27 protein-coding genes and 1 pseudogene are annotated in these 20,758 nt (G+C 65.8%); 14 read left to right on the plus strand and 14 right to left on the minus strand.

Features of this window, described 5'->3' with window-relative positions:
* Positions 1-95 precede the first annotated feature (95 nt).
* From sufT to FB548_RS16435, 3 genes are all read left to right on the plus strand, one after another.
* A complete protein-coding gene (gene sufT, locus FB548_RS16425; protein ID WP_142125866.1) occupies positions 96-647 on the plus strand; it encodes a putative Fe-S cluster assembly protein SufT in 552 nt (183 codons plus the stop codon).
* A gap of 52 nt (positions 648-699) precedes the next feature.
* Positions 700-1,797: a branched-chain amino acid aminotransferase gene (locus FB548_RS16430; RefSeq protein WP_142125926.1), complete on the plus strand. Its 1,098-nt coding sequence runs from the start codon at positions 700-702 to the stop codon at positions 1,795-1,797.
* 380 nt (positions 1,798-2,177) lie between these two features.
* On the plus strand, positions 2,178-3,971 hold the full coding sequence (locus FB548_RS16435; protein ID WP_142125867.1) for a S8 family serine peptidase: 1,794 nt from the start codon (positions 2,178-2,180) through the stop codon (positions 3,969-3,971).
* 79 nt (positions 3,972-4,050) lie between these two features.
* Here the strand turns inward: FB548_RS16435 and FB548_RS16440 are convergent, their stop codons facing one another.
* Positions 4,051-4,320: a hypothetical protein gene (locus FB548_RS16440; RefSeq protein WP_142125868.1), complete on the minus strand. Its 270-nt coding sequence runs from the start codon at positions 4,318-4,320 to the stop codon at positions 4,051-4,053.
* A gap of 212 nt (positions 4,321-4,532) precedes the next feature.
* Here FB548_RS16440 and FB548_RS16445 point away from each other — a divergent pair, with 212 nt between their 5' ends.
* The 7 genes from FB548_RS16445 (at position 4,533) to FB548_RS19050 (ending at position 8,708) form a co-directional block, all read left to right on the plus strand.
* The gene (locus tag FB548_RS16445; RefSeq protein ID WP_142125869.1) at positions 4,533-5,018 is read left to right on the plus strand and encodes a hypothetical protein; all 486 of its coding nucleotides are present in this window, start codon (positions 4,533-4,535) and stop codon (positions 5,016-5,018) included.
* Between the two features lie 323 nt (positions 5,019-5,341).
* Positions 5,342-5,542, plus strand: coding sequence for a hypothetical protein (locus tag FB548_RS16450; protein ID WP_142125870.1), 201 nt, complete (start codon positions 5,342-5,344; stop codon positions 5,540-5,542).
* Positions 5,543-5,633: 91 nt separating this feature from the next.
* Positions 5,634-6,446, plus strand: a complete 813-nt coding sequence (locus tag FB548_RS16455) for a hypothetical protein (RefSeq protein WP_142125871.1) — start codon at positions 5,634-5,636, stop codon at positions 6,444-6,446.
* 462 nt (positions 6,447-6,908) lie between these two features.
* Entirely contained in the window at positions 6,909-7,697 is a 789-nt protein-coding gene (locus tag FB548_RS16460; RefSeq protein WP_142125872.1) for an alpha/beta hydrolase, read from the plus strand.
* A gap of 173 nt (positions 7,698-7,870) precedes the next feature.
* Positions 7,871-8,086 carry a DUF4287 domain-containing protein gene (locus FB548_RS16465; RefSeq protein ID WP_142125873.1) on the plus strand — a complete coding sequence of 72 codons (216 nt, stop codon included), beginning with the start codon at positions 7,871-7,873 and terminating at the stop codon, positions 8,084-8,086.
* 95 nt (positions 8,087-8,181) lie between these two features.
* Positions 8,182-8,415: a hypothetical protein gene (locus FB548_RS19045; protein WP_255470594.1), complete on the plus strand. Its 234-nt coding sequence runs from the start codon at positions 8,182-8,184 to the stop codon at positions 8,413-8,415.
* Positions 8,409-8,708, plus strand: a complete 300-nt coding sequence (locus FB548_RS19050; protein WP_255470595.1) for a hypothetical protein — start codon at positions 8,409-8,411, stop codon at positions 8,706-8,708. The genes FB548_RS19045 and FB548_RS19050 overlap by 7 nt, the downstream gene beginning before the upstream one ends.
* A gap of 41 nt (positions 8,709-8,749) precedes the next feature.
* Here FB548_RS19050 and FB548_RS16475 read toward each other — a convergent pair.
* Positions 8,750-8,865: pseudogene (locus tag FB548_RS16475) on the minus strand (asparaginase); the annotation flags it as partial.
* Positions 8,866-8,980: 115 nt separating this feature from the next.
* Here FB548_RS16475 and FB548_RS16480 point away from each other — a divergent pair.
* Complete coding sequence (locus FB548_RS16480; RefSeq protein ID WP_142125874.1) at positions 8,981-9,346, plus strand: GNAT family N-acetyltransferase; 366 nt, start codon at positions 8,981-8,983, stop codon at positions 9,344-9,346.
* 127 nt (positions 9,347-9,473) lie between these two features.
* Here FB548_RS16480 and FB548_RS16485 read toward each other — a convergent pair whose 3' ends face one another.
* From FB548_RS16485 to wrbA, 4 genes are read right to left on the minus strand one after another with little or no spacing between them, the layout of a single operon-like run.
* Positions 9,474-9,959 carry an asparaginase domain-containing protein gene (locus FB548_RS16485; protein ID WP_142125875.1) on the minus strand — a complete coding sequence of 162 codons (486 nt, stop codon included), beginning with the start codon at positions 9,957-9,959 and terminating at the stop codon, positions 9,474-9,476.
* A 20-nt stretch (positions 9,960-9,979) separates the two neighbouring features.
* Positions 9,980-10,684 carry a hypothetical protein gene (locus FB548_RS16490; protein WP_142125876.1) on the minus strand — a complete coding sequence of 235 codons (705 nt, stop codon included), beginning with the start codon at positions 10,682-10,684 and terminating at the stop codon, positions 9,980-9,982.
* Entirely contained in the window at positions 10,684-11,016 is a 333-nt protein-coding gene (locus tag FB548_RS16495) for a DUF2069 domain-containing protein (RefSeq protein WP_142125877.1), read from the minus strand. The genes FB548_RS16490 and FB548_RS16495 overlap by 1 nt, the downstream gene beginning before the upstream one ends.
* The gene (wrbA, locus tag FB548_RS16500) at positions 11,016-11,612 is read right to left on the minus strand and encodes an NAD(P)H:quinone oxidoreductase (protein ID WP_142125878.1); all 597 of its coding nucleotides are present in this window, start codon (positions 11,610-11,612) and stop codon (positions 11,016-11,018) included. Before wrbA ends, FB548_RS16495 begins: the two co-directional genes overlap by 1 nt.
* Positions 11,613-11,688: 76 nt before the next feature.
* On the opposite strand from wrbA, the gene FB548_RS16505 reads away from it, so the two are divergent.
* Genes FB548_RS16505 through FB548_RS16515 form a run of 3 tightly spaced genes read left to right on the plus strand, consistent with a single transcriptional unit; the run spans position 11,689 to position 13,801 of the window.
* Positions 11,689-12,966 (plus strand): YihY family inner membrane protein, encoded by a 1,278-nt coding sequence (locus tag FB548_RS16505; protein ID WP_142125879.1) that lies wholly within the window; start codon positions 11,689-11,691, stop codon positions 12,964-12,966.
* The gene (locus tag FB548_RS16510) at positions 12,963-13,535 is read left to right on the plus strand and encodes a TlpA disulfide reductase family protein (protein ID WP_142125880.1); all 573 of its coding nucleotides are present in this window, start codon (positions 12,963-12,965) and stop codon (positions 13,533-13,535) included. The genes FB548_RS16505 and FB548_RS16510 overlap by 4 nt, the downstream gene beginning before the upstream one ends.
* Positions 13,535-13,801 (plus strand): acylphosphatase, encoded by a 267-nt coding sequence (locus FB548_RS16515; RefSeq protein ID WP_142125881.1) that lies wholly within the window; start codon positions 13,535-13,537, stop codon positions 13,799-13,801. The genes FB548_RS16510 and FB548_RS16515 overlap by 1 nt, the downstream gene beginning before the upstream one ends.
* 31 nt (positions 13,802-13,832) lie before the next feature.
* Here the strand turns inward: FB548_RS16515 and FB548_RS16520 are convergent, their stop codons facing one another.
* From FB548_RS16520 to hemA, 8 genes are all read right to left on the minus strand, one after another.
* Positions 13,833-14,237 carry a hypothetical protein gene (locus FB548_RS16520; protein WP_142125882.1) on the minus strand — a complete coding sequence of 135 codons (405 nt, stop codon included), beginning with the start codon at positions 14,235-14,237 and terminating at the stop codon, positions 13,833-13,835.
* A gap of 3 nt (positions 14,238-14,240) precedes the next feature.
* A complete protein-coding gene (gene ppk2, locus FB548_RS16525) occupies positions 14,241-15,020 on the minus strand; it encodes a polyphosphate kinase 2 (protein WP_142125883.1) in 780 nt (259 codons plus the stop codon).
* A 27-nt stretch (positions 15,021-15,047) separates the two neighbouring features.
* Entirely contained in the window at positions 15,048-15,383 is a 336-nt protein-coding gene (locus tag FB548_RS16530; RefSeq protein WP_142125884.1) for a helix-turn-helix domain-containing protein, read from the minus strand.
* A gap of 16 nt (positions 15,384-15,399) precedes the next feature.
* Positions 15,400-15,918, minus strand: a complete 519-nt coding sequence (gene moaB / locus FB548_RS16535; RefSeq protein WP_142125885.1) for a molybdenum cofactor biosynthesis protein B — start codon at positions 15,916-15,918, stop codon at positions 15,400-15,402.
* Positions 15,919-15,943: 25 nt separating this feature from the next.
* Positions 15,944-17,668, minus strand: a complete 1,725-nt coding sequence (locus FB548_RS16540; protein ID WP_142125886.1) for a tetratricopeptide repeat protein — start codon at positions 17,666-17,668, stop codon at positions 15,944-15,946.
* Positions 17,669-17,875: 207 nt separating this feature from the next.
* Complete coding sequence (locus FB548_RS16545; protein ID WP_142125887.1) at positions 17,876-18,322, minus strand: GNAT family N-acetyltransferase; 447 nt, start codon at positions 18,320-18,322, stop codon at positions 17,876-17,878.
* Positions 18,319-19,404 carry a peptide chain release factor 1 gene (gene prfA, locus FB548_RS16550; RefSeq protein ID WP_142125888.1) on the minus strand — a complete coding sequence of 362 codons (1,086 nt, stop codon included), beginning with the start codon at positions 19,402-19,404 and terminating at the stop codon, positions 18,319-18,321. The genes FB548_RS16545 and prfA overlap by 4 nt, the downstream gene beginning before the upstream one ends.
* A complete protein-coding gene (gene hemA, locus FB548_RS16555) occupies positions 19,382-20,668 on the minus strand; it encodes a glutamyl-tRNA reductase (RefSeq protein ID WP_142125889.1) in 1,287 nt (428 codons plus the stop codon). The genes prfA and hemA overlap by 23 nt, the downstream gene beginning before the upstream one ends.
* Positions 20,669-20,758 lie beyond the last annotated feature (90 nt).

A 20,758-nucleotide genomic window follows, 5' to 3' on the forward strand; every position in this document is an offset into this window, starting at 1 on the left:
GGCCGCCAAGGATACGGCCTGGACGCGGCCGCCGGGGCGCGGCGCTACAATAGGTCGCCTTGCAGCGCCCCACGCGCGCCCCCATCTGGTCCGGCATGTACTCCCGCAGCAGCGAACCCGTCCAATTCTCCCGCGATTGCGCCGCCGTGCTGGTGCCGCAGGGGGAACTCGTCACCCTGCCGGCCGGCAGCTATGGCTACATCACCCAGGCGCTCGGCGGCAGCTATACCGTCTTCGTCGAAGGCAACCTGATGCGCATCGCCGGCAAGGATGCGGATGCCATCGGCAAGGAACCCTCCGAACCCCTGTCGCTCCCCGACAACGCGAGCGACGAGGAAGTCGAGGCGCTGGTGTGGAACCAGCTGCGCACCTGCTTCGATCCGGAAATCCCCTTCAACATCGTCGACCTCGGCCTGGTCTACGAGGCCAACCTCAGCACTCGCGAGGACGGCCAGCGCGGGGTCGACGTGAAGATGACGCTGACCGCGCCCGGCTGCGGCATGGGCGAGATCCTGGTCGACGACGTGCGTAGCAAGCTGGAAATGATTCCCACCGTGGCAGAGGCTGATGTCGAACTCGTGTTCGACCCGCCGTGGGGCCGCCACATGATGTCCGAAGCCGCCAAGCTGGAAACCGGCATGCTCTGAGCCCCCCGGCTCGCCCTCTGCAGAACCCGTCAGGAAGGAAGAGATGAACGTGATGAACGCCGCCCCGTTGACCTACCGCGTGACCCGCAACGAGAAGGCCCGCACGGCCGCCGAGCGCGACGCCATCCTCGCCAGCCCCGGGTTCGGGCTGCACTTCACCGACCACATGGTCGCCATCAGCTGGGACAAGGCGCAGGGCTGGCATGACGCGGAAGTACGCGCCTACGGCCCGCTGTCGCTGGACCCGGCCGCCTCCGTGCTGCATTACGGCCAGGAAATCTTCGAAGGCATCAAGGCCTACCGCCATGCAGACGGTTCCATCTGGACCTTCCGTCCCGACGCCAACGGTGCGCGCCTGCAGCGCTCGGCCGCACGCCTGGCGCTGCCGCAGCTGCCGGTGGCCGAATTCGTCGAATCACTGCGCCAGCTGGTCGCCGTCGATGGCGACTGGGTGCCGTCGGCGCCGGAGACCAGCCTGTACTTCCGTCCCTTCATGATCGCCACCGAAGCCTTCCTCGGCGTGCGCGCCGCGCAAAAGGCGGGCTACTACGTCATCGCCAGCCCGGCCGGCGCGTACTTCGCCAAGGGCGTGGCGCCGGTGTCCATCTGGCTGTCCGAGGACTATGCGCGCGCCGCCAAGGGCGGTACCGGTGCTGCCAAGTGCGGCGGCAACTATGCGGCCTCGCTGCTGCCGCAGCAGGAGGCGCAGGCGCAGGGCTGCTCGCAGGTGCTGTTCCTCGACCCGGTCGAGGGCAAGTACCTGGAAGAACTCGGCGGCATGAACGTGTTCCTGGTCTACAAGGACGGCCGCATCGTCACCCCGGAACTTTCCGGCAGCATCCTGGAAGGCATCACCCGTTCCAGCATCCTGCAGATCGCGCGCGATCGCGGCCACGCGGTGGAAGAGCGCAAGGTCTCCATCGACGAATGGAAGCAGGGTGTCGCCTCGGGCGAGATCGTGGAAGTGTTCGCCTGCGGCACCGCTGCGGTCATCACCCCGATCGGTCAGTTGAAGGGCAAGGATTTTGCCGTGGGCGACATCAGTGCACCGGCAGGCGAGGTGACGATGGGCATCCGCAAGGAACTGACCGACATCCAGTACGGCCGCCTGCCCGACCGTCATGGGTGGCTGGTGAAGCTGCGCGATTGATCGCCATCGAGCGAAACAGAAAAAGCCCGCTGAGTAGCGGGCTTTTTTTTACGTAATTGAATAGCGTCAATGCGAATAAAAAATTCGCTTTGCTCACGCGTGCAAGACGTAAATGAATCTACCAGCGCATGTCCACCGGTGGCTTCACTACATGCGTGTATTCCGACGATTACGTTTGCAACATGTCGATGCGAAGTGTGTCTTTCATCGCTGATTCATCTCCGCGCTCTCCGTTAGCGTCGTCGTTGCGTCGTGCATTGCACGACGTGCATCCGGTCGAACGCAACTGCCCGTCCACCCCCTCCCGTAACAACCTTGCGCCCTCGACCGGGCCATTGCCGCATTGGCGGCTTTTCATTTCATCGTTGAGGGAGAGTCTGATGTCTGGAATTGCAAAGCGTGGTTCGCGTGTCCGCCTGCTGTGCCTGTCGTCCGCCGTGCTCGCATCGCTCTACGCGTTGCCGGCGATGGCCGGTCGCGTCGACATGAGCGGCCTGCAGGTGGAAGAACCCGGTGGCTACGACCGCTTCATCGTGAAGTACCGCGATGGCAGTACGGAAAGTTCCGATGCGGCACAGTTGCAGCGTTCGCTCAGTACGGCTGCCAGTACCGGCGTCGCCAAGCGCGGCGGTCGTGCGCTGGGCGTGCAGAAGCTGCGCCGGCTGGCGGCGGGCGGTGCTGACGTCGTGCGCGCCGACCGCAAGCTGGACCGCGTGGAAGCCGAATCGCTGATGCGGCAGCTGGCGGCGGATCCGAATGTCGAGTACGTGGAAATCGACCAGCGCATGTACGCCGTGCTGACGCCGAACGACACGCGCTTCTCCGAGCAGTGGGGCTTCGGCACCACGGCGTCCGGCATCAACGTGCGTCCGGCCTGGGACAAGTCCACCGGCGCGGGCGTGGTGGTGGCCGTCATCGATACCGGCATCACCAACCATGCCGACCTCAACGCGAACATCCTGCCCGGCTACGATTTCATCAGCGACACGTTCGTCTCGCGCGATGGTGACGGCCGCGATTCCAACCCCAACGACGAAGGCGATTGGAACCCGGTGGCGAACGAGTGCTACAGCGGTTCGCCGGTGACCAACTCCAGCTGGCACGGCACGCATGTGGCGGGCACGGTGGCGGCGGTGACCAACAACGCCACCGGCGTGGCCGGTACCGCGTTCGGCGCCAAGGTGGTGCCGGTACGCGTGCTGGGCCGCTGCGGTGGTTATACCTCCGACATCGCCGACGCGATCACCTGGGCTTCCGGCGGCACGGTCAGCGGTGTGCCCGCCAATGCCAACCCGGCCGAAGTGATCAACATGTCGCTGGGCGGCGGCGGCACCTGTTCCAGCACCTACCAGAATGCGATCAATGGCGCGGTGGGTCGCGGCACCACCGTCGTGGTCGCGGCCGGCAACAGCAACACCAACGTGTCCAGCGCCGTGCCGGCGAACTGCCCGAACGTCGTCGCTGTCGCAGCGACCACATCGGCCGGTTCGCGTGCCAGCTTCTCCAACTACGGCACCGGCATCGACATCTCCGCGCCGGGCGCGAGCATTCTGTCCACGCTCAACACCGGCACCACCACGCCGGGCAGCGCGAGTTATGCGTCGTACAACGGCACGTCTATGGCGGCACCGCACGTGGCGGGCGTAGTCGCGTTGATGCAGGCGGCGGCCGCGTCTCCGCTGACGCCGGCGCAGGTGGAGAGCACGTTGAAGAGCACGGCGCGTCCTCTGCCCGGTACGTGCTCGGGCGGGTGCGGTGCGGGCATCGCCAATGCGGATGGCGCGGTGACGGCGGTGCAGGGGGGTGATCCCGATCCGGATCCGGGCACGCAGACCTACACCAACGGTACCGATGTGAGTATTCCGGACAACAACAACACCGGCGTGACCAGCACCATCGCCGTGTCGGGGCGTACCGGCAATGCGCCCAGCAACGCGCAGGTGGCGGTGAACATCGTGCATACGTACAAGGGCGACCTGATCGTCGACCTGCTCGCGCCGGACGGCTCGGTGTACACCCTGCACAACCGCAGCGGCGGCAGTGCCGACAACATCAACACCACTTACACGGTCAACCTGTCCAGCGAAGCCCTCAACGGTAACTGGCGCCTGCGCGCCCGCGACCGTGCCAGCATCGACACCGGCTACATCAACAGCTGGAGCATCACCTTCTGAGGATTGCCCCCGAGGGGAGCACAGGGAGGTGCAGGAGGAACCCCGGCCTTGGCCGGGGTTCTTTTTTGCTTGCCGGTGCTCAGGGCTTCAGTGTCATCGAAGAAATTTTCCTCCCTGCCAGACCTCCGGGCTTCGCCTGCGCACTTTGATGGTGCGTCTTCAGCCGATGGAGCTGTCCTATCGAAGAAAAGAGCTTCAGCGGCAGAGAAAATTTCTTCGTCGTCTCACCTTCAAGCATCGACGCCGAAGCAGATTTCCTCGTCGTCTCACCTTGCGGCTGCCCGAGCGAAGAGCGTTTCTTTGGGCGCGAAGAAAAATGCTTCCCGACCAAAGAAATATTCTTCGTCATCTCACTTCAGAAGCCTGCGAGCGCACCTTTCTGGTTCGATTTCTCACACTAGATGCGTGCGCGCCTGCGTCAGGTTTGCCGCTTCTTCTGTATGCGCTTCTATTGTTAGGCATTTCCCACTGTCGCTGGCTTGGACGCGGAGGCGGGAAGGGGTAGCGTACCTGTGCCGTCGGATACGGCGGCATCACCTGACATGGAATCAAGGAGTGACAATGAGTCAGAACCTCGTGGACCTGCAGATCGACACCTCCGTCCTGGATCCGCTGGACGCCGCCATCCTGCAGATGGAGAACAGCCTGGCCCACCTGATCTCGCTGACGCCGGAACAGCGGCGTGGGCTGACCAAGATGGGCGAGAAGTCCGAAGCCTTCTGTCGCGCCGCGCTCAATGTGGCGCAGCAGCACGCCGGCATCATGGCGCGCGACTTCGATATCGAGGGTTTCCAGCGCGACCAGCAGGCGCTGGACCTGCTCCGCCCGCGCATTCTGCGCATCGCCCATCTCTACCAGCGCGTGACCGACACCGAGATGGCGCTGGGCAGCGACCTGATGGCCGCCGCGCTGGAGGTGTACGGCGTGCTGAAGGTGGCCGGCAAGGGCAAGGGCCTGGACGAAGCCCGCCGCAACCTGGGCGCGCGGTGGCGCATCAGCCCGCAGGGAACGGGGGAGCCGGGAGGGGAGAGTGGCGGCAACGGGTAGCTCGTTGCTGGGTGATGGAAAGCAACGGCCCCGCGATGCGGGGCCGTTTTGTTTTCAGCAAGTGGCGAGTTGCCCGGGATTCTGCTCTTGGCATTGGCGGGTTCCGACCCGAAGCGGACATCAGTGCGTGCCCACTTCTCTTGAAATCCGGCCCGCCGGGCTCACTGGGTCGGGCTATTCATAGGGTTGTTAGTCGGACAAAGTCGCCCTAAGATCGCGCCGTATCAAGGGGACAGCGAACCGTACGGTGCGCTTTGGATAGGCTGCATAAGCCGGAGCCAGGGATCCGGATACTAGGTGGTTAGAACTCTTGGAGACTCTCCATGGCAAAGCGATCCGATCTTGAGCCATTAATCGTTCAAGAGTGGTTGAGGCAGCAACCTGCTGGTCAGCGTTCTGAGAACGAGATCCTTGGCTTCTATGGACGACTACAGCATGAGAACCCGGGCCTATTGGCCTTTCGTGCGTCCGGCGACAAGTATCAGGTGCTCAAAACCATCTTGCGCGACCATATCGAGCGCTGATGCTGCGTCGGCCAAGAGCTCTAACAATGCATTCAAGTCGAATCCGCTTCGCCGGTCGGCCTAACTCAATGTGTTAGGCCTGTTCTAAGACATGCGCACCATCACTCCAGACCCGATCTCGCTCACGACACATCACCTGCATCTTGGCTTCCGACCTACCGACACTGTCCTGTCGTCGGGTACCGGATTCATCTATGAGCGTGGCGGTATCACCTATTTGGTGACCAATTGGCACAACGTCACCGGGCGCAGTCCATTGGACGGGAAATGCCTTTCCGATACTTTGGCTGTGCCAGACATGCTGTCGACGCTCTTTCGCAGCAAGGACAATCCGGGGGCGTGCTGCCGAGAATACCTCCCCCTCTACAGCGATGAGGACATGCAAGTCCCGATCTGGCTTTGTCATCCCATTCACGGTAATAAAGTGGACGTGGTTGCGATTCCTCTGCCGTTGGCAATTTGTGATCGGTACCAAGTCTTCCCAATTAACCATATTCGCTTCCAAACCAGCTTTGATACCCGAGTTGCAGACGATGCATTCGTGGTTGGTTACCCGTTTGCAGATGTAACGCACTTGCAACTTCCGATCTGGAAGAGAGCCAGCGTTGCATCCGAACCGGACGTCGATCTTGAGCAGTTGCCTAAGCTGCTGATAGATACCGCGACGCGTTCAGGGTTGTCGGGCTCACCGGTCGTAATGCAGCGTGTTGGGATTCACGGCAAGACCAGCGAAAAGCTTACCGGCTCTGAAATCATTGGGCAGATCAGGAACTTCATTGGCGTCTACTCCGGGCGAATCGGCGCTGATGAGTCTAGAGCGCAACTGGGTGTTGTTTGGAAGGCGCGCGTAATTGATGAAATCATAGACGGCGCGTCGGTCAAATCAGAAGAGCCGCGGGGCTAACAACTCGTCCAAGCCGACACTTCACAGCGCGAGTTCACTCGGGCGGTCTGGTCGAGTCCGCTTCTGGTCGGAAGCGGAAATCGCTCCTATTGAGTTACCAACTACGCAACCGATGTCGAACTGACCAGCCAAGCCACGGAAACATGGGCTGAGCGTGCCGGTCATCACAACGCTGTGGTCGGAGAGAGGTCAGCGCATGGCTGACCTGCGCCACGCAGCATGTACCGCACCGAGGAGTACAACGAGTCCCGGTAAACGAGGGCGACCCGTTCCCGCTCCTTGACCGCGACACGCGGCCAAGTGAAGCCCGCGGTGCCATTGCCGGGCCAGAACGCGGTCAGCGCATCGCAGCACGATGGATCAAGTTTTCTGGACGTTTAGTGGCCGATAGTCCTGGCGTGCGGCGCACAGTAGCCCTGCCGGCCGACGCGCCGCACACCCACCCATGCCGAGGACACCTCCATGTTCAAGTTGATCCCCGTTCTGCTCGCGGCCGCCCTGGCCGCCACCCTTTCCCCCGCCGCACAGGCTGACGACGCGGTGCACGGCGCGCCCGTCGCCGTGAAGAACGTCGTGCTGGTGCACGGCGCCTTTGCCGACGGTGCCGGCTGGCGTCCGGTCTACGACGATCTGACCGCGCGCGGTTACCGCGTCTCGATCGTGCAGAACCCGCTGACCTCCCTCGCCGATGACGTACAGGCCACCCGTCGTGTGCTGGACCGTCAGGACGGTCCCGCCATCTTGGTCGGCCATTCGTGGGGTGGCACCGTCATCACCGAAGCCGGCGTCCACGACAAAGTGGCCGGCTTGGTCTATGTGTCCGCACTGGCGCCGGACGCCGGCGAAACCACCGCCCAGCAGTACACCGGCTTCGCGCCCACGCCGGAGTTCGTGATCGACACCTCCAGCGACGGGTTCGGCTTCATCCGTGCGGACAAGTTCAAGGCCGGCTTCGCCCACGACACCACCGATGCCGACGCCGCCTTCCTGCGTGATTCGCAGGTGCCCATCAACATGTCCGCGTTCGGCACCGTGCTGACAAACGCGGCGTGGCGCAGCAAACCCAGCTGGGCCGTGATCGCTACCGAAGACAAGGCCTTCGACCAGGCCATGCTCATCCACATGGCCGAACGCATCAACGCACGCATCACCAAGGTATCCGCCAGCCACGCCGTCTTCATGACGCAACCCAAGGTGGTCGCCGACACGATCGACCGTGCGGCACGGCAAGCGGACCAAGCCGCCGAGTAACCGCGCCAGACAACGACGGCTCTGCGACGCCGAGCCGTTGCTGTTCCCAAGGGAGGGCCGCGAGCAGCGGAGCCGGCATGTCGATCCGGGATCCGCTCCTTCGTCGGGCAAACAGGGGCAGGTCATGGCCGCCAGCGTGGCGGCCACTGCCTCATTCCATTGAGGAGCGATGCATGACGACGAACGAGAAGGTGAAAGGCCCGGCTTCCTACTTCCCCTCGATAGAGAAGCAGTACGGCAAGCCGGTGGAACACTGGTTCAAGATCCTGGATGCCGCCAGCGACCGCAAGCACATGGAGCAGGTTGCCCTGCTGAAGACGGAGCACAAGATGGGCCACGGGCATGCGAATGCGCTTGTGGCGTATCACAAGGCGAAGCGCGGGGGCTAGTGAGCGATGCCCGCCCGGCGTGCCGTGACATTCGCGGCAGCGGCATAGGTTGGGGTGAGCTTGCGAACCCCAACACGCGGGGAAGATGATGGGCCATGGACTATCGGCGCACCCGCCAGGAAGGCGGCACCTATTTCTTCACGGTCAACCTGACTGAGCGTTCGGGCACGCTGTTGGTGGATCGCATCGATGACCTGCGCACCGCGGTCCGCGTGGTCAAGCAGCGGCATCCGTTCGATATCGTGCGTGGGTCGTTCTGCCGGACCATCTGCACGCGGTCTGGACACTTCCCGAAGGTGATGGCGACTGCGCCACGCGCTGGATGCTGATCAAGGCGGGATTCTCGCGGTCGATACCCAAGGGCGAGCAGATACGCACCACCCGGCGCCGCAAGGGCGAGCGTGGCATCTGGCAGCGTCGTTTCTGGGAGCATCTGATCACCGACGAAGATGATCTGCGGCGGCACGTGGATTACGTGCACATCAATCCGGTGAAGCATGGCTACGCGGCCCGTACTGCGGAGTGGCCCTATAGTTCGATCCATCGGTATATCCGGCGGGGCGAGATGACGGAAGATTGGGCTGTGGCGCCAGAGGACGACTTCCGTGCGGGGGAGGGCTGAAGTTGTTGGGGTTCGCTGTGCTCACCCCAACCTATTGTCCTGAGGGCGCCGGTCATCACGATGGTCTTGTCCGGGATGGGAGCAACTCGTGGCCCGTCTGCATCCTGCTGTCGGTGCCGTGGGTGACCTGTGCATGCCGTGTCGGCTGCGCGGCGATTCAGCCCGGGACGTGTATCCTGCGCTCCCGCTTCCGGCCTGTTTCCCCTTTGCCCAGGCCGCGACACGGCCCGGCGTGACCCGGTGTTCGGCCATCGCAGCCAAGTAGACCTGCATTGAAAACAACCCCTCTCCAATGGAAAACAGACTGGTGCTTCGAGGAGAGCCAGCAGCGGCGGCACTATGTCATTGAGCCATGGCTCGATGGCCGCCGTGTAGGTCGTGCCCACGGGTGGTTCGAGTCGGGCGAGCGCTTTGTGCTGGAGAAGATCGAGATTGATTCAAGACAGCGCTCTCGTGGCTATGGAAGTACGGTGATTGAACAGCTGCGACAGAAGGCGCGTGACGAGGGGTGTCGCGAGCTTGTGATCAACAATGTGCGCTCCAGTAACCACAGGGCTATCTCGCTTTATGAGGCCCTGGGTGCGAAGGCCGTCCCGCTGTCGTCAAGCCTCTGCGCATTTGCCATTTCGCCGCCGTAGGCCAATTCCGGAATAGGGTCAGAGCAGGTTTTCAGGAATAGGAGTCGGAGAACAATTCCCTCTCCCGTGAAAGCACAAGGCCCGCATCAGCGGGCCTTGTCGTTGCTCCTGCGTCCGTCGGCCGGTATCACACCGCCTCGAACCGGTTCGCCGCCACGTTCTTGCGGACCTTCGCCGGGTCCCAGATGCGACCGTTCATGGCGATGTAGACGCCGGTGGGAAGCGACTGCACGGCGCCGATGGCGCATCCGATGTTGAACTCCGCGTCCGAGCCACGGAAGCGGGCAGGGCTGAGGGCGCCGGTCATCACGATGGTCTTGTCCGGGATGGAGGCCAGCACATGGCCCGTCTGCACCATGCTGTCGGTGCCGTGCGTCACCAGCACATGCTTCGTCGGCTGCGCCGCGATGGTGGCGCGGATCAGCTCGCGGTCCTCGTCGGTGATGTGCAGCGAATCCTTGCGCAGGATCGGGATGACCGTGAAGCGGAACGTCACCCCCAGCTCGCGCAGGATCATGCCGATCTGCGGATCGCCGATCTGGTAATCGGACTTGTCGTCGAAGTAGATCTTGTCGATCGTGCCACCCGTGGTGACGATCAGCAGCTCGTCCATCTCTATGCTCCTGCCGGCGCTCAAGGCGCGCCTGGCGTTGTATCCGGGGATGTCAGGTCGTACGACTCGCCGTAGTGCCGGCAGATCGCTTCCAGCGCGGGCGACGGCGGCGCGACGACCACGCGATTATCGCCGCTTTCCCGCAGAAACGTGCATTGAGCGCCGTCGACGTTGCCGTCTTCGTCGCCCGTCGCATCCACCTGCACCCTCAGGTCCATGCGGGTCCCGTCGAGTGGAAGGGCATGGGGCGCATCAAGTTTCCACAACCGGTAGCTCCAGCTGCAGCAGCTGCTGCGGCCGGAGGCGACCAGCCAGCCCTCGATGACCTGCAGCTCGTAGTAGAAATCGCTGAGGTAGTGGCGCAGCGACCGCGTGGCCGGATCGATCCGGTACACATCACCCTCGCAGTTCGGCCCGGCGCCGCACATGCCCCGGACTTCCACCTCGTGCATCCCGTCCCCGTCCAGGTCCATCAGGCCAGCGTGGCCCATGGGCGTCTCGGTGACATCCTGCTCGACCTGCAGGCGGTCGCACACGAGGCCGTCGGCACACGTCAGCTCGGCGACGTAGCGGCGCGTGGCAGAGGTGGAACACTCGACGCGCAGCGACAAAGTACTGCCGTCGCGGTTGTCCACGCGTGCCGGATCGCCCGGCTCGCAGAGGGCGTCCTGCGCCCACGCACAGGGCGACAGCAGGCACAACAGCAGCGTGGCGACGAAACGCATCACCCCTTCCTACCGAACCGCTTGGCGAAGGCGGGCCAGCTGGTTGCCAGCACGATGCCGATGGACAGCACGATGCCGGCCCACGCGAACTTCGCCTTCACCGGATCGGCCCACGCCACCATCACCGCATGCGAAAACCAGAACAGCGCTGCCACGCCGGCCCAGAACGCCGCCGTGCGCCGGCGCGCCATCACGCCGACCATCAGCAGGATCGGCGGCAGGGCGAACACCAGCAGTGCCAGCGTGTACTGACGGTCGCCGTAGAACCACACCGCGTAGAGGACGGCTAGCAATTGCAGCAACGCGGCCAGCAGCAGGCGCGAACGGTCCATCAGCGTGTCTCCAGGCGGCGGGCGATGTCGGCCACGCGGCGCCCCAATGCACGTGCGAGCGCCGCCTCCTCTTCACTGGGATGCGGATCGTCATCGCCACCGGCTACGTGGCTTGCGCCGTAAGGCGTGCCCCCTGTACGCGTGCTGCTGAGCTGGGGCTCGGTGAACGGAATGCCCACGATCACGCACCCGTGATGCAACAGGGGCACCTGCATCGACAGCAGGGTCGATTCCTGCCCACCGTGCTGGGTGGCGGTGGAGGTGAACACGCCCGCGGGCTTGCCCACCAGCGTGCCGCTGGCCCACTCCGCACCCAGACCGTCGATGAAGTGCTTCACCGGCGCGGCCATGTTGCCGAAGCGGGTGGGGCTGCCCAGCACCAGGCCCGCGCATTCGGCCAGGTCCTGCCGGTCCACGTAGGGCGCGCCTTCCTCGGGTACCGGCGGTGCGGCCTGCTGCGTCACGGCCGCCACGGGCGGCACGGTACGCAGCCGCGCGGACATGCCATCCACTTCGCCCACGCCCCGCGCGATCTGCCGCGCCAGCTTCGCCACGGAACCGCCGCGGCTGTAGTAGAGCACCAGGATTTCGGGCATGGGACCGTCTTCGTTGCGTGGAAGTGCCTAGTATCGGCGATGTCGCCTCCATGACGCATCGGTTACCCTTCCGCCCATGGAGCCACTGGACTCGTTGAACCGCTGGACCGAACGCATGCGCGACCGTGCGCGCATGGGCACGTTCTTCCGCTTCCTGACCAAGCGCTTCCTCGACGACCGCCTGTTCCAGGCCGCAGGTTCGCTGGCCTACACGACGCTGTTCGCGCTGGTCCCGCTGGCGATGGTGGTGTTCGGTGTGCTGTCCGCGTTCCCCGTGTTCCAGGAATGGAGTGCGCAGCTGCGCGACTACATCTTCGCCAACTTCCTGCCGGGCGCGGCGGTCAGCCTGAAGGCGAAGCTGGACGGCTTCCTCGCCAACACCGGCAAGCTGACCGCGGTGGGCGTGATCGCCCTGGTGGCGTCGCTGTTGATCACGCTCAACAGCATCGAGGCCACGTTCAACCGCATCTGGCGCGTGCGCAGTGCGCGGCCGAAGCTGTCGCGCTTCCTCGTCTACTGGACGGTGCTGACGCTGGGCGCGCTGATGGCCGCGGCGTCGCTGGCCTTGTCCGCGCGCTTCTACGCCTTGCCGGTGTTCGCGACCAGCGGCGGGCGCTGGCTGCAGACGCTGTCGCTGAGCGTGGCACCGGTACTGATCGAACTGGCGGCCATCGTGGTGATCTACCGGGTGGTGCCGCACCGGACCATCAAGTGGCGCTATGCGGTGGCCGGCGCATTGCTGGCGACCGTGTTGCTGGAGCTGGCGAAGTGGGGCCTGGGCGCCTACCTGGGCAGCTTCAATACCTACCAGAAGATCTATGGTGCGGTGGCGGCGGCGCCGATCCTGCTGCTGTGGATCTACCTGTGCTGGATTGCCGTGCTGTTGGGCGCGTCGCTGGCGTCGGGCATGGCCGCGTTCCGCTACCAGCCGGTCGCGTTGCGGTTGCCGCTGGGCTACGAGATCTATGGCCTGCTGCGCATGCTGGGGCGCTTCGCGCAGGCGCGCGAGAAGGGGCGCGGCCTGCACAGCGACCAGATCCTCGCCCTGGAGCCGATGCTGACGGATTCGCTGATCCAGCAGATGCTGGGCCAGCTGTCGGAGATCAACCTGCTGCGCCGCGACGAAGAAGGCGAGTGGCTGCTGGCACGCGACCTGGACGACCTGACCCTGTGCGACCTGTACGAAGCCTGCCAGTTGCGTATTCCCGTTGCGGAGGCGCATCTGCCGTTCCACGATGATGCGTTGGGCTGCGCGGCACGCCGTGCGCTGGATGACCTGCGCATGCCCTTGCGCGAACTGCTGAAGAGGCGCGTCAGCGATCTGTTCACCGAATCCCACCAGGAGCCTGCATGAAGTCCGTTCCCTCCCTTTCGCTGGCCGCCATCCTGCTGTTGGCCGCGTGCAACGCAGGGTCGGCCCCCGCCGAGGTGGCGGAACCGGCGATCGAAGCACATGTGCAGTCGGTGGACCCTGCCACCGAGAAGCCCGCCGACCGCACGGCAGACGTCCCGATGTTGCAGGTGAAGACACTCGACGGTGCCGATTACACGCTGGCCACGCACCGTGGGAAGTGGGTGGTGGTGAATTTCTGGGCCACCTGGTGCGCGCCCTGCCTGAAGGAGATGCCCGATCTTTCCGCGCTGGACAAGGACAATGACCATATCGAGGTGATTGGGCTGGCGTACGAGGAAATCGAAGCGGACGAGCTGAAGGCCTTCCTGGCCGAACGGCCGGTGGTGTATCCGATCGCCATCCTCGACGTGTACAACCCGCCGGCCGACTTCGCCACGCCGCGCGGCCTGCCGCTTACGTACCTGATCGCGCCCGATGGCAAGGTTGCCAAGCAGTTCCTGGGCCCGGTGACCGGCAAGGACATCACGGCGGCCATCGCGGCGGCAGGCGGTCCGGCAGCGAAGGTCTGATGGCCGCGGCGCGCTTCCTGGTCAGCGGCAAGGTGCAGGGCGTGTTCTTCCGCGCGTCCACGCGTGAGCGCGCGTTCGATCTGGGGCTGAGCGGTCGCGCCACCAACCTAGCGGACGGACGCGTGGAAGTGATCGCTCAGGGCGATGCGACGGCACTCGATGCGCTGGAGGCGTGGCTTCGCCTAGGACCACCCGCCGCATGCGTTGAATCGGTCGTGCGCGATGCATGGACGGGACCGGTGAACGACGGTTTCGTCACGGGATGACCACGAACGGGGTCAGTGAATCAGCGATGGCCTAGGGCTGGTCGCCCGCATTGTGCAGGCGCAGGGCGCGCGCGGCCTGCTGTTCGTCCAGCGGTGGTGGCCGCGCGGTCGCGGGTTGCTCCGGTTCTTTCCACCCGGGGATCTTCCGCGCGCCCTTCTGCACCTGTTGTGCGGCCAGGCCGACGAGGATGGGCACGATGCCGCCGTTCTTGCCGAGTTGTTCCAGGCTGGTCGGTTCCTTCCAGCGACGACTGAATACTGTGGGCGCGACGTCGACGGGATTCTCGAAGCGGTAGAGATCCACCACCTCTTCCGGGTCCGGCCTGACGGTCAGGGTCCCCAGCGTGGTCGCGGAGGTGTCGTCCGCCGTGGCAGCCTGCTGCGCCATCGCATGCGACGACGCCAGCCACAGGGTGGCTATCCAGAATGCCCGCATGCGTCAGCCGCCGCAGCGCGGCTTGATCGGTTTCAGCACGCCGTAGCGTTCCTTGTGCAGCTTGCCTTTCAGCGGCGGCAGACCCAGTGGTTCCAGGGGCACCTGCGTATCGGGCAGGCGGTCGAGCAGGTCGCGGATCAGGGTGAGGCGGCCGGTGCGCTGGTCGTTGAAGTCGACCAGTGTCCACGGCGCATGCTGCGTGTGCGTGGCCTTGAGCATCGTTTCGCGCGCGGTGGTGTAGTCGGCGTACTTTTCGCGCGCCTTCAGGTCGATCGGCGACAGTTTCCAGCTCTTCAGCGGCTCGTCGGCGCGTTCGGCGAAGCGCTCCTCCTGCTGCGCCTGGTCCACGCAAAGCCAGTACTTGAACAGCAATATGCCGTCGTCGGTGATGCCTTTCTCGAACACCGGCGCCTGCGCGAGGAATCGCGCGTGTTGTTCGTCCGTGCAATAGCCCATCACTTTCTCCACGCCGGCGCGGTTGTACCAGCTGCGGTCGAACAGCACGATCTCGCCGGCAGCCGGCAAGTGCGTGATGTAGCGCTGGAAGTACCACTGCGTGGCTTCGCGTTCGCTCGGTTTCGGCAGTGCCACCACGCGGCATTGGCGCGGGTTGAGGTGCTCGGTGAGCGCGCCGATGGCGCCGCCCTTGCCGGCGGTGTCGCGGCCTTCCATCACCACCACGATGCGGGCGCCGCAGTGCGACGCCCAGCGCGCCATCGCGGCCAGTTCAAGCTGCAAGGGCTTGAGCTGGGCTTCGTAGTCCTTGCGTTTGAGGGTCTTCATCGCGTGTCCTGTGCGGTGGCGGGGGATTCAGCGTTTGCGGCGGGCATGGCCTGCCATGCCGCGCGCGACTTCCAGCAAGGCGCCTTGCTGGCGCGTGTTGAGGGCGCGGTAGGCGGCCAGCAGGTCATGCTCGCCCCGTGTGCGCGCGGGATCCAGCGTCGTCGCCAGTTCCGACAGCAGCGCGCCCGCGGGGACGCCGAAGGCACGTGCCAGTGCGGCGAGCTGGTCGCCGCCGGGCAGCTTCTCGCCGGCCAGCCAGGATTTCACCGTGGTCACGCCGGCGCGCGGGATGGCGGCGGCGAGATCGGCAGCGGTCAGGCCGCTGGCCTTGGTCAGCAGGCGCAGGGTGGCATCGAGTGACATGGCGGGCTCTCCTTGCTCATTCCTTCAGGCGGGGACGCAGCGTGGCCAGGTTGCAGGGCCGTGTGCGTGCGTCGAGTTGGGCGCGGATGATCTTCTCCCACGCCGTGCGGCAGGCCGAGGTGGAGCCCGGCAGGCAGAACAGGAAGGTCTGGTTCGCCAGCCCGGCGAACGCGCGCGACTGCAGCGACGACGTCCCGATCTCCTCGACGCTGACGTGCCGGAACAGTTCGCCGAAGCCCGGCATTTCCTTGTCCAGCAGCGGGAGCAGGGCTTCCGGAGTGGAGTCGCGACCCGTGAAGCCGGTGCCGCCGGTCACCAGGATGCCGTCGACTGCAGGATCGGCGATCCACTGCGAGACCTGCGCACGCAGGCGGTAACGGTCGTCGGGCAGCAGCGCGCGGTCATGCAGGCGGTGTCCTGCCTGCGCGAGCGCCTCGGCGAGGTAGTCGCCGGAGCGATCCTCGGCGAGTGTGCGGCTGTCGGAGACGGTCAACACGCACAGGTGCAACGGGATCAAGGCGTCGGCATGGCTCATGCCCGAAGGGTAGCGCAATCGCGGGTCAGCCGAGCGGCGCGGGTGGCAGCCCTTTGCGGTGCCGGTCAGCCATGCGCCAGGCGACGTCGGCGAAGCCTTCCGCGAACCGCGGCATGTCGAAGAGCGGCGCGTGCGTGATCGCGGTCTGCAGGCGTACGCGCAGGTCCGCCCGTGCCGCGGCATCGCGGCCCAGCCGGATCCCGGTCGCGACGAAGGCCTCGTCGTCGGTCACGTTCATCTCGTCCAGGCCGAGATGATGATTGAGGCTGCCCCCGACGCGGGAGGCGAACGTCGCGCCCGCGCAGGTCAGCACCGGGCAGCCTGCCCACAGCGCGTCGGATGCGGTGGTGTGCGCGTTGTAGGGATGCGTGTCGAGGAACAGGTCAGCATGCCGGTAGCGCGCCAGGTACTCCGCATGCGGCAGCTTGCGCATGAACACCAGGCGCGCCGGATCCATGCCGCGCGTCTGCGCCGCCGCGCGCAGGCGGTCGTCGGCCCGCCCCGGTCCGGAGAGCAGCCACAGCACGCTGCCGTCGACGTTCGTCAGTATGTCGAGCATCCTGGCCAGGCTGCGTGGGTTCACTTTGTAGCTGTTGTTGAAGCAGGCGTAGACCACGCCGGTGCCGGGAAGGCCACAGGCCTCGCGCGGGGGCGGTGTGTCGATCGTGCGACGCGTATCGGACGGTTGGAAGGCGCCGGGCAGGTAGGCGACGGTTTCGCTGTACGCCGGCACCAACGCCTCGGGCAAGGCGAAGCGATCCGCCAGCACGTAGTCGATCCACGGCGCACCGGAGGTGCCAGGATAGGCCAGCCAATTGACCTGCACGGGCGCGGGCCGCATGGCCAGCACTTCCGGAGTGCCACCACCACCCCAGCCGCGGAGGTCGTAGAGAACATCGATGTGCTGGTCGCGGATAGCCTGCGCGATGCGTGCATGCGGGAGGCTCGCGAGATCGTGCAAGTGCGTGGCCGTCGCCAGCCGTTGGCGGATGGGGCTGCCATCGTCGGGCGTGAGGGCGAACAGGTGTGCGGATACCGTTGCATGCGCCTGCAGGGCTTCGAAGAACGCCACCGTCAGCAGGCCGGTGGGATGCGCACCGAAGCCGTTGGAGAGGAAGCCCAGGCGCAGCGGCGCGTCTTCCGGCCCGTGCGGTGCGGGCGGAAGCGGACGGACCACCGACGCCAGCGCCTGCGCGCGTTGCCGTGCGCAGGCCAGTTGCTCCTGTGCGCTGGCATCTTCGCTGAGGAAGGCGAACGGCTCCACCACCCCGCGACCCTCGCGCACGGCGCGCCGCACCTGCGCCGACAGCGTATCGAGGTCACGCCAGTCGCAGAGCCTGCGGCGCCAGTTCAACAGGTGGGCGGCGAACATGGGCTCGCCCGGCAGCAGTCGGTGGGCATGCTCGTAGGCCTGCGCGGCGGCCTCGGCTTCACCGGCATCCTCGAGGGCGTGGCCGAGCCACAATGCGATGCCCGGGTGCTGGGGCGCCTGCGCAGCGGCCTCGCTCAATGTCTGTGCCGCCTGCGCGTGCCGACCCGACAGCCAGTGGCTGCGGCCAAGGCGCGCGAGGGCCTCTGGATGGCGGGGGCGCAGATCCAGCGCGTGCTCGGCGGCGCGCCGTCCCGCCTCGGCATCACCGTGGTCGAGCTCCGCATCCGAAAGCATGACCCAGGCGATGAAGTCCTGCGGCGCCTGCCGTACATGCAGCCGCAATCGCGTGCGCTCGTTGCGTGGATCGTCAACGGTCACCGCGACCACCTGGCTCGATGGTGCAGGTGGCGCTGGCGGGAGGCGTGGCGACGATCATAGGCGGCAGCCTAGCGACCATCGACAGCGCGCGACAAGCCTTGCGCCACGTGCGATGCATGTGGAAGTGACGCCAGTCGCGAACGGGGCACCCATGTCGCGACTGGCGTCGCTCCCGCACCGGGGAAGCCGGCTTCCACGGTGCGCGGGCTAGAGCGGCAGGCGGAAACGCAGCGTGCCGTCGTAGGGCACCCAGCCCATCGCGCGGTACAGCGCGTGCGCGGTGGCGTTGTCGGGGTCGGTTTCCAGTTCCAGCCGCAACGCCCCGTCGGCGCGAGCGAAGTCGGCGGCGGCCGATAGCAATGCGCGCGCAACGCCCTTGCGACGCGCCTCCGGCAGTACGAGGAGGTCGTTCAGGATCCAGACCCGCGACGCGCTGACGGAAGAAAAAGCCGGATACAACTGGGTGAAGCCGACGGCCGCGTCGTCTACCCAGGCCAGCAGGATGACGGACTCGTCGCGCTCCATCCGCTCGCGGATGAAATCCCGTGCCAATGCCGGGTCCGAGGGCTGGCCGTAGAAGCCGCGGTACTGGTCGAACAGGCGGGCGACAACGTCCAGGTGCGTCAGTCCCGTCCGGCGGACAACCGTCGTCATGCCGCCTCCGTCAGGCGGGCGAGTTCGTCGGCCAGGTGCTCGCGACCGAGGCGGTCGACCAGTTCGTCCAGGCTGCCCTGGATGATGTTGGGCAGGTCGTACAGCGTGAGGCCTTCGACGCGATGGTCGGTGATGCGGCCCTGCGGGAAGTTGTAGGTGCGGATGCGCTGGCTGCGGTCGCCGCTGCCGACCTGCAGTTTGCGCGATTCGGCCTGCGCGGCCTGCTGCCTGCTGCGTTCCGCATCCAGCAACTGCGCCTTCAGCCGTTTCATCGCCTTGTCGCGGTTGGCGTGCTGGCTGCGCTCGGTCTGGCATTCCACCACCACGCCGCTGGGGACATGGGTGATGCGGATCGCCGACTCGGTCTTGTTGACGTGCTGGCCGCCGGCACCGGAAGAACGGAAGGTGTCTACCCTCAGGTCGGCCGGGTTGATGACGATGTCGTCGACCTCGTCCACGTCGGGAATGATCGCCACCGTCGCGGCGGAGGTGTGGATGCGGCCCTGCGATTCGGTTTCCGGGACGCGCTGCACGCGGTGGGTGCCGGATTCGAACTTGAGCTTCGAATAGGCGCCGCGGCCGACGATGCGCGCCACGATCTCCTTGTAGCCGCCGTGCTCGCCCGGGCTGTCGGATTCGATCTCCACCTTCCAGCCCTGGCGTTCGGCATAGCGCGCATACATGCGGAACAGGTCGCCGGCGAAGATCGCCGCTTCGTCGCCACCGGTGCCGGCGCGCACTTCGAGGAACAGGTTGCCCTCGTCGCGGTTGTCCTTGGGCAGCAGCAGGAGCATCAGCTCGTCGTCCAGCTGAGCCAGGCGTTGCTGTGCGGCGGCGATCTCTTCGTCGGCCAGTTCGGCCAGCTCCGGGTCGCCACGCATCGCCTGCGCAGCGGCCAGATCGGCCTGCGCACGCTTTTCTTCCGCCATCGCGTTGGCAACGGGCTCCAACTGGGAAAACTCGCGCGAGAGATTCCGGAAGCGGTCGCTGTCGCCGATCACGCCCGGATCGGCGAGCAGGCGTTCGAGTTCTTCCCGGCGTTCGGCCAGCGCTTCGAGCTTACGGCGCAGCGTCGGCGTCATCGTCTTTGTCTTTCTTCAGGTGGGAGTAGGGCGGTTGCGCGGGGAACAGGCGATCGGCGGCGCGCGCCAGCTCGGCGTCGCCGCTCACTGCCGCCTCGCGCAATGCAGCGGTGGGCGGATGCAGCAGGCGGTTGGTCAGCGTGTGGGCGAGGAACTCGAGCACCTGCTCCGGTTCGCGGCCATTGGCCAGCTGCTGCCGCGCTTTCGCCAGCACGTCCTCACGCGTGGACTCGCCCAGCGCGCGCAGGCGCTTGAGCGGTTCCTGGCGGGAGCCGGCCAGCAGGCTTTCCATGAAGCGGCCGACCTGCACGTCGATGATGGCTTCGGCAGCGTCGGCGGCTTCGCGCCGGCTGCGGCGGTTGTCCTCGACAGCGCGCTCGAGGTCGTCGACGGTGTACAGATATGCGTCGCGCAGCTCGGCTACCGATGCTTCGATGTCGCGTGGTACGGCCAGGTCGAACAGCAGCATCGGCTTGTGCTTGCGCTTGGCCAGCGCGGCGGCAACCTGTGCCTGCAGCACGACGGGCTCGCGCGCGGCGGTGGCGGAGAACACCACGTCGGCTTCGGCCAGGTGGCGTTCCAGTTCGCTCAGCGGCAGGGCGTAGCCACCGTGGCGGGTGGCCAGTTCCTGCGCATGCGCCAGTGTGCGGTTGGCGACCAGCAACCGGCGGACGCGTCCTTCGCTGAGGTGCTTTGCGGCCAGTTCGATGGTTTCGCCAGCGCCGACCAGCAGCACGGTGGAGTCGCTGAGGCGGGCGAAGGAGTTCTGCGCCAGGCGTACTGCCGTGGAGGCGACGGATACCGGATTGGCCCCCACGCGGGTGTCGGTGCGTGCGCGTTTTGCCACGGCGAAGGTCTGCTGGAACAGGCGGTCCAGGCGGTTGCCCAGCGCGCCGTGTTCACGCGCCGTGGCCCAGGCGTCCTTCACCTGGCCGAGGATCTGCGGCTCGCCCAGCACCATCGAGTCCAGTCCGGTGGCGACCCGGAACAGGTGGCGGACGGCATCCGCATCCCGGTGACGGTAGAGGTAACCCTCGAGTCCCTCGGCATGCGTGGCCAGCCAGCTCGCCAGCACGTCGCCGTCTTCTGCCACCGCATACAGCTCGGTGCGGTTGCAGGTCGACAGCAGGGCGGCTTCGACCACGTCGGGCAGCGCACGCAGCGACGACAACGCGTGCGGCACCGTGCCGGCGTCGAACGCCACCCGTTCGCGCAGGTCGACCGGCGCGGTCTGGTGGTTCAATCCGAGGACCCACAACGTCATCGTTCAGGCGCTTGCAGTAAGCTGCTGGCTCATATCAGGGCCGCCATTTTACGGCCGACGTGACGTTCATGCCCGAAATGATTCGCACCT

It is taken from the genome of Pseudoxanthomonas sp. 3HH-4, assembly GCF_006716465.1.
Lineage (GTDB): Bacteria > Pseudomonadota > Gammaproteobacteria > Xanthomonadales > Xanthomonadaceae > Pseudoxanthomonas_A.

Bases quoted from the DNA above. Each gene is read 5' to 3' on its own strand.
- FB548_RS16435 (WP_142125867.1), top strand. From the start codon at position 2,178: ATGTCTGGAATTGCAAAGCGTGGTTCGCGTGTCCGCCTGCTGTGCCTG.
- ppk2 (WP_142125883.1), bottom strand. From the start codon at position 15,020: ATGAAGACCCTCAAACGCAAGGACTACGAAGCCCAGCTCAAGCCCTTG.
- FB548_RS16440 (WP_142125868.1), bottom strand. From the start codon at position 4,320: ATGACGAAGAATATTTCTTTGGTCGGGAAGCATTTTTCTTCGCGCCCA.
- FB548_RS16520 (WP_142125882.1), bottom strand. From the start codon at position 14,237: ATGCGGGCATTCTGGATAGCCACCCTGTGGCTGGCGTCGTCGCATGCG.
- FB548_RS16515 (WP_142125881.1), top strand. From the start codon at position 13,535: ATGGCCGCGGCGCGCTTCCTGGTCAGCGGCAAGGTGCAGGGCGTGTTC.
- FB548_RS16495 (WP_142125877.1), bottom strand. From the start codon at position 11,016: ATGGACCGTTCGCGCCTGCTGCTGGCCGCGTTGCTGCAATTGCTAGCC.
- FB548_RS16460 (WP_142125872.1), top strand. From the start codon at position 6,909: ATGTTCAAGTTGATCCCCGTTCTGCTCGCGGCCGCCCTGGCCGCCACC.
- FB548_RS19050 (WP_255470595.1), top strand. From the start codon at position 8,409: ATGCTGATCAAGGCGGGATTCTCGCGGTCGATACCCAAGGGCGAGCAG.
- sufT (WP_142125866.1), top strand. From the start codon at position 96: ATGTACTCCCGCAGCAGCGAACCCGTCCAATTCTCCCGCGATTGCGCC.
- FB548_RS16530 (WP_142125884.1), bottom strand. From the start codon at position 15,383: ATGTCACTCGATGCCACCCTGCGCCTGCTGACCAAGGCCAGCGGCCTG.
- FB548_RS19045 (WP_255470594.1), top strand. From the start codon at position 8,182: ATGGACTATCGGCGCACCCGCCAGGAAGGCGGCACCTATTTCTTCACG.
- moaB (WP_142125885.1), bottom strand. From the start codon at position 15,918: ATGAGCCATGCCGACGCCTTGATCCCGTTGCACCTGTGCGTGTTGACC.
- FB548_RS16485 (WP_142125875.1), bottom strand. From the start codon at position 9,959: ATGGACGAGCTGCTGATCGTCACCACGGGTGGCACGATCGACAAGATC.
- FB548_RS16455 (WP_142125871.1), top strand. From the start codon at position 5,634: ATGCGCACCATCACTCCAGACCCGATCTCGCTCACGACACATCACCTG.
- FB548_RS16490 (WP_142125876.1), bottom strand. From the start codon at position 10,684: ATGCGTTTCGTCGCCACGCTGCTGTTGTGCCTGCTGTCGCCCTGTGCG.
- FB548_RS16465 (WP_142125873.1), top strand. From the start codon at position 7,871: ATGACGACGAACGAGAAGGTGAAAGGCCCGGCTTCCTACTTCCCCTCG.
- prfA (WP_142125888.1), bottom strand. From the start codon at position 19,404: ATGACGCCGACGCTGCGCCGTAAGCTCGAAGCGCTGGCCGAACGCCGG.
- FB548_RS16445 (WP_142125869.1), top strand. From the start codon at position 4,533: ATGAGTCAGAACCTCGTGGACCTGCAGATCGACACCTCCGTCCTGGAT.
- FB548_RS16430 (WP_142125926.1), top strand. From the start codon at position 700: ATGAACGCCGCCCCGTTGACCTACCGCGTGACCCGCAACGAGAAGGCC.
- wrbA (WP_142125878.1), bottom strand. From the start codon at position 11,612: ATGCCCGAAATCCTGGTGCTCTACTACAGCCGCGGCGGTTCCGTGGCG.
- FB548_RS16545 (WP_142125887.1), bottom strand. From the start codon at position 18,322: ATGACGACGGTTGTCCGCCGGACGGGACTGACGCACCTGGACGTTGTC.
- FB548_RS16510 (WP_142125880.1), top strand. From the start codon at position 12,963: ATGAAGTCCGTTCCCTCCCTTTCGCTGGCCGCCATCCTGCTGTTGGCC.
- FB548_RS16450 (WP_142125870.1), top strand. From the start codon at position 5,342: ATGGCAAAGCGATCCGATCTTGAGCCATTAATCGTTCAAGAGTGGTTG.
- hemA (WP_142125889.1), bottom strand. From the start codon at position 20,668: ATGACGTTGTGGGTCCTCGGATTGAACCACCAGACCGCGCCGGTCGAC.
- FB548_RS16505 (WP_142125879.1), top strand. From the start codon at position 11,689: ATGGAGCCACTGGACTCGTTGAACCGCTGGACCGAACGCATGCGCGAC.